Source organism: Longimicrobium sp., from assembly GCF_036554565.1.
GTDB lineage: Bacteria > Gemmatimonadota > Gemmatimonadetes > Longimicrobiales > Longimicrobiaceae > Longimicrobium.
In genome coordinates this window covers 1-5398 of sequence record NZ_DATBNB010000676.1, presented here as the reverse complement: position 1 = coordinate 5398, position 5398 = coordinate 1, and the positions used below count along the sequence as shown (strand labels likewise).

Here is a 5398-nt window from a genome sequence, read left to right as displayed (position 1 = left end):
CCCCCGGTTGTACACATCCGCCGCTAGCTCCTTCGGCCCGCGACGAGGGTGCTGCGGGCCGGTTCGGTGCGCGTGGGCCTTAGGATGTCAAGCTGTTGCGCGCCATCAGCTTTGGTGACGGGCCGGGCTGGCTCCCTTCCCCCGCGCAGTTTGCGGGGGAAGGGCTGGGGATGGGGGGCGCCCGCCCGAGCACCGAGCCATCCTGACGCACTCAAGTCTGGTGTGTACACCCTCTCCCGCTTGCGGGAGAGGGTCGCACGCGTGTCAGCGCGGCGGGGTGAGGGCCCCACGGCAGCCGAGGCCTCGGGTCTGGTGACCGCTACCGCGCCAGAGCTGGTAGGTGCCCGCGGCTGGATCCTTCGCCCCGCGAGGTCTGGGCTGGGGCTGGTCCTGCGCGCTTGGGGCTCAGGATGACAGGCCTTGCAGTAGTCAGCGCGGTTTGGTGACGACCTCCGACAGGTGCGCTTCCGTGCGTTCCGCCGCGCGGTCCCACGACAGGCCTTCGGCGAAGTGGCGGGCGCCTGCGCCGAGGTGTGCGACGCGCTCCGCCGTCAGCGATGCCAGTGCGTCGGCCAGGGCGGAGGCGTCGCCGTAGGGGACCAGCAGGCCCGTCTCGCCGTGCACGACGGATTCGCGCAGCCCCGGCGAGTCCGCCGCGACGGCGGGCGTGCCGCAGGCGCCTGCTTCCACGTTGGTGATCCCCCACCCCTCCTTGGGCGACGGCAGCACGTTCGCCCAGCTGGTGCGCAGCAGCTCGCGCTTGCGCTCCTCGCTCACGAATCCCTCGAAGCTCACCCGATCGCCCACCCCGAGCCGATCCACGAGCGCGCGCAGGTTGGGCTCGTCGTCGCCCCGGCCGGCGATGCGCAGCCGCGCTGGGTGGCCGCGCTCCTTCAACACGTGCACGGCCTCGATGGCCAGGTCGATGCGCTTGTACTTCTTCAGCCGTCCCACGTACAGGAACGCCGGCTCCGGCGCACGGAGCAGCGAGGGGTCGGGCGAGAAGAAGTGGAGGTCCACGCCGTTGTGGATGACCGTGATGTCGCTTCGCCGCAGCCCACGGGAAACGAGGTCGTCGGCGGTGCTTTCGGAGACGGCCTGCGTGGGGAGCCCGCGGTAGACGCGCGGGATGGGGCGCTCCAGCAGCCAGGTGGCCGCGGCGAAGGGTGCGGAGGCCTCGCGAAACGCCGTCGCGCCGAACAGGTGGTGGACCAGGAGAACGAGCGGGCGGCGCACCCAGTACGGGGTGAAGAGCGGGACCTTGTTCAGGTCCTCGACCACCACGTCCCAGGGCTCGGACGCCAGGTGCTTGCGGTAGTAGGCGGGCGCGGCGAAGGAAAAGGTGTTGCGGCCGCCGGTGCGGTGGATCTCCATCCCGTCCGCCTGGGCGCGGGCGGGGGCGCCCGGCCAGCCGCTGACCAGCGCGTGCACCGTGTGCCCGCGCCGCGCCAGCCGCCCGAAGATTTCGTGCAGGTGAATCTCTGCCCCGCCGGACTGCGGGTTGGCGAGGTCCTGCCAGTTCAGGACCAGGATCTTCACGCCGGGGCAGACTCCCCGGGCGCCACCCGCCGCATCACCGCGTCCAGCACGCCGTTGACGAACCGCGCGCTTTCGTGGGTTCCGTACTTTTCCGCGAGTTGCATGGCTTCGCGGATCACCGTCCGCGCCGGCACGTCGTCCACGAACATCATCTCTGCCGTCCCCAGCCGCAGGATGGCTCGGTCGATCACCGACAGGCGCTCCATCCGCCAGTTGGTGAGCGACTCCACGATGGCGCGGTCGATCTTCGGAAGGTTCGTCGCCACCAGGCGCACGAGGACCTCGGAGTACGGCCGGTTGGCCGGCGACACGCGAAGGTTTTCGAACAGGCCGTGGAGAACGGGAATCGCCTGCGACACGTCTCCGCCGCGCTGCTCCCACGCGTACAGCGCCTGCAGCGCCCAGCCGCGGGCGCGGCTCCGGTTGTTCACCGGGCCTCCTTGCCGCCGATGGAGCCGTCGCCCAGGCGCGTGTAGAGATCGCTCATCTCCATGGCCACCATCGCCGCGTCCCATCCCTTGTTGCCGGCCTTGGTGCCCGCGCGCTCGATGGCCTGCTCGATGGTGTCCGTCGTCAGCACGCCGAAAACGACGGGAATGCGCGAGTTCACGCCGATGGCCGCCAGCCCGTTCGCGGCCGTCCCCGCGACGTAGTCGAAGTGCGGCGTGGAGCCGCGGATCACGCAGCCCAGCGCGATCACCGAGTCGTAGCTGCCCGTTTCGGCCAGCATGCGGCAGGGCCCGGGGATCTCCCACGCGCCCGGCACCCAGACGACTTCGATGGCGTCGTCCGCCACGCCGTGCTGGCGCAGGCAGTCGCGCGCGCCGGCCAGCAGCTGCCGGGTGATCAGGTCGTTGAACCGGCTGATGACGATGCCGAAGCGCTTGCCTTCGCCGCGAATCTGCCCGTGATGTTCGATCAAGTCAGTGCCCTCGGTCCCGTGCCTGTGCCGGTCCGTGTAGGCCGGCTGCGATGCTCGTCCTTCGTTTCGTGCACGCTCATGTCCCGACGGACCGGAGTCCCGTGCCGCTGCCGCGCCCGGGCTTGTTCGTGGCGCAGGCTAGATCCCACGGCCCTGCGCCGCGTGTGCTGCGTGCAAGTCCGGCGCGCTCGGGCCTCTGGATGACAGGGTGCGGGAGTGCGCGTCGGCTGCCGATGCGCCGCTCACGCACTCACGCACTCACGCACTCACGCACTCACGCACTCACGCACTGCCGTCCTACGCCGCGTCCTCGCCTTCGAGCGAGAACACGTGCCCCATCCGCTCGCGCTTGGTGCGCAGGTAGCCGCTGTTGTGCGGGTTGGGCTCCACCGAGAGCGGCACCTGCTCCGACACGGACAGGCCGTAGCCGTCCAGCCCCACGATCTTCTTGGGGTTGTTCGTCAGAATGCGCACGCACTGCAGCCCCAAATCCAGCAGGATCTGCGCGCCGATGCCGTAGTCGCGCAGGTCCGCGCGGAAGCCCAGCGCTTCGTTGGCTTCCACCGTGTCCATCCCCTGGTCCTGCAGGTTGTAGGCGCGAAGCTTGTGCACCAGCCCAATGCCGCGCCCCTCCTGCCGCAGGTACACGATCACTCCCCGTCCCTCGGCGTCGATCTGCCGCATGGCCGCATCCAGCTGCTCGCCGCAGTCGCAGCGCATGGAGTGGAAGACGTCGCCCGTCAGACACTCGGAATGCATGCGCACCATCACGCGGTCCTGCCCCTGCACGTCGCCCTTGACCATGGCCACGTGCTCGTGCTGGTCGACGTCGTTGCGGTAGGCGATGATGCGCCAGTCGCCAGTGGGCGTGGGGATCATCGCCTCGGCCTCGCGGTGCACCAGGCGCTCGCGCTTCAGCCGGTACGCCACGATCTGCGCGACGGTGATGAACTTCATCCCGTGCAGCGCCGCGAACTCCTCCAGCTGCGGACGGCGCGCCATGGTGCCGTCCTCGTTCAGGATTTCGCAGATCACCCCGGCGGGCTCCAGGCCGGCCAGGCGGGCCAGGTCCACCGACGCCTCCGTCTGCCCCACGCGCCGCAGCACGCCGCCCGCGCGGGCGCGCAGCGGAAAGACGTGGCCGGGGCGGCGCAGGTCTCCCGGCTTGGTCGCCGGGTCCAGGCACACCTGGATGGTCTTGGCGCGGTCCCACGCGCTGATCCCCGTGGTGACGCCGAAGCGGTGGGCGGCATCGATGGACACCGTGAACGCCGTCTGCAGCGCCTCGGTGTTGTGCTCGCTCATGGGCTTCAGCTCCAGCTCGTCCGCGCGCTCGGCAGTGAGCGCCAGGCAGATCAGCCCGCGGCCGTGGGTGGCCATGAAGTTGATGATCTCGGGCGTGATGGCCGAGGCCGCGCAGACGAGGTCGCCCTCGTTCTCGCGGTCCTCGTCGTCGGCGACGATCACCATCTTGCCGTCGCGGATGTCGCGCAGCGCTTCTTCTATCGTATCGAACGGCATCTCTCCCTCGCCGTCTGCAAGATCAAAAATCAGGACTTCGCCTGTCGCGCGAAGTGGTCGTACACGGCCCGCGCCACACGGGCGATCGTGCGCTCCTCGTCCTCGGTAGTGCGCGTGGACATCTTCACCATCACCGCCAGCGCCACGTGCGAGCCGTCGGGCAGCGTGATCAGGCCGATGTCGTTAGTGCTGCGGCCGATGGTACCCGTCCGGTCGCCCACCGTCGTGCCCTCAGGGACCCCCGCGCGGATGCGGTTGCGCCCCCGGGGCGAGCGCTCCATCGCGTCCAGCACCAGCCGCCGGCTCTCCGCCGACAGACCCTCGCCCTTTTGCACCTGCACGAGCAGCGCCGCGAATGCCTCGGGCGCCGCCGTGTCGCGCGGATCGGCCCAGAACCGCGCCCGCGCCGCCTCCCGTTCGCTGGCGGCGACCGCGCTCGTGCGGCGTTCGAACTCTGCCAGGGACCACTGCGCGGGTGGCGGCACGTCATTCACGCCGTTGTAGTCCCAGGACACCTGGCCCTCGCTGCGGTCGATCCGGATGCCCTGGATGCCACGCGAGCGCAGGTGCTCCGTGGCGACCGCCGGCCCACCGACCACGCGCAGAAGGCGGTCCGCCGCGGCGTTGTCGCTGTCGACGAGCATCGACCGGAGCAGCGCCCTCACCGTCGCCCTGCCCCCCGCCGGCCCGACGGAATCGACGATCGGGTTGGGCGGAAGCCTGAAATCTGCCGGGGTCACGTCCAGCGAGTCGTCCAGCGAAATCCGGCCGCTGTCCACGCGCGCCAGGATGGCCAGCCCCAGCGGCAGCTTGAACGTGCTCGCCATGGGGTACGGCTGGCGGGCGTTCAGCGCGAGCCGCTGCCCCGTCTCCACGTGAATCGCCGCCACGCCCACGGTGCCGCCCGACTCGCTGGCGATGCGCCGGAGCTCCGCCATCACCCCTGCCGTGTCCGGGACCTCGGCGGCTTTCGAGGCGGCGAGCGCGTTCGCCTTCGGCTCGCGCGGCGCGTCCGCGTTTCCGCACGCCGCCAGGGCGAGGAACGCGAACGCGCGCAGCCTCACTGGTACCCCCACGCGCGCAGAACGTGCTCGCGGGCCGCGCCGCCGGGCTCGCCGCCGCGCACGGGGGCGCCCAGGAGGTTGCGGACGAACTTGCCGATCATGTCGCCCTCCACGTTCACCGCATCGCCGACATTCAGATCGCGGATGGAGGTATGCTCCCAGGTGAACGGGATGATGGACACCTGGCAGATGCCGGGCTCCGGCAGGTCGTTCACCGTAAGGCTGATGCCGTTGAGCGTGATGGAGCCGTGCAGCACCGTCACGCCGACCACTTCCTCGGGCAGCGTGAAGTCGATTAGCACCAGCTCCTCCCGCGGCTCGATGCGCGTCACCTTGCCCACGCCGTCCACGT

General features: G+C 70.4%; 5 protein-coding genes and 1 pseudogene. All 6 read right to left on the bottom strand.

Annotated features, from left to right (window positions below; all coding sequences use genetic code 11):
- Window positions 1-429: 429 nt before the first annotated feature.
- Complete coding sequence (locus tag VIB55_RS18815) at window positions 430-1539, bottom strand: glycosyltransferase family 4 protein (protein ID WP_331878212.1); 1110 nt, start codon at window positions 1537-1539, stop codon at window positions 430-432.
- A complete protein-coding gene (nusB, locus tag VIB55_RS18810; protein WP_331878211.1) occupies window positions 1536-1970 on the bottom strand; it encodes a transcription antitermination factor NusB in 435 nt (144 codons plus the stop codon). The genes VIB55_RS18815 and nusB overlap by 4 nt, the downstream gene beginning before the upstream one ends.
- A complete protein-coding gene (gene ribE, locus VIB55_RS18805) occupies window positions 1967-2461 on the bottom strand; it encodes a 6,7-dimethyl-8-ribityllumazine synthase (protein WP_331878210.1) in 495 nt (164 codons plus the stop codon). The genes nusB and ribE overlap by 4 nt, the downstream gene beginning before the upstream one ends.
- Before the next feature lie 297 nt (window positions 2462-2758).
- Complete coding sequence (locus tag VIB55_RS18800) at window positions 2759-3982, bottom strand: bifunctional 3,4-dihydroxy-2-butanone-4-phosphate synthase/GTP cyclohydrolase II (protein WP_331878209.1); 1224 nt, start codon at window positions 3980-3982, stop codon at window positions 2759-2761.
- A 29-nt stretch (window positions 3983-4011) separates the two neighbouring features.
- A complete protein-coding gene (gene bla, locus VIB55_RS18795; protein ID WP_331878208.1) occupies window positions 4012-5058 on the bottom strand; it encodes a class A beta-lactamase in 1047 nt (348 codons plus the stop codon).
- Window positions 5043-5398 (bottom strand): annotated as a pseudogene (locus VIB55_RS18790) (hypothetical protein); the annotation flags it as partial. The pseudogene VIB55_RS18790 and the gene bla, both read right to left, overlap by 16 nt.

Excerpts from the sequence above, each read along its gene's own strand:
- VIB55_RS18800 (WP_331878209.1), bottom strand. The coding sequence starts at position 3,982 with ATGCCGTTCGATACGATAGAAGAAGCGCTGCGCGACATCCGCGACGGC.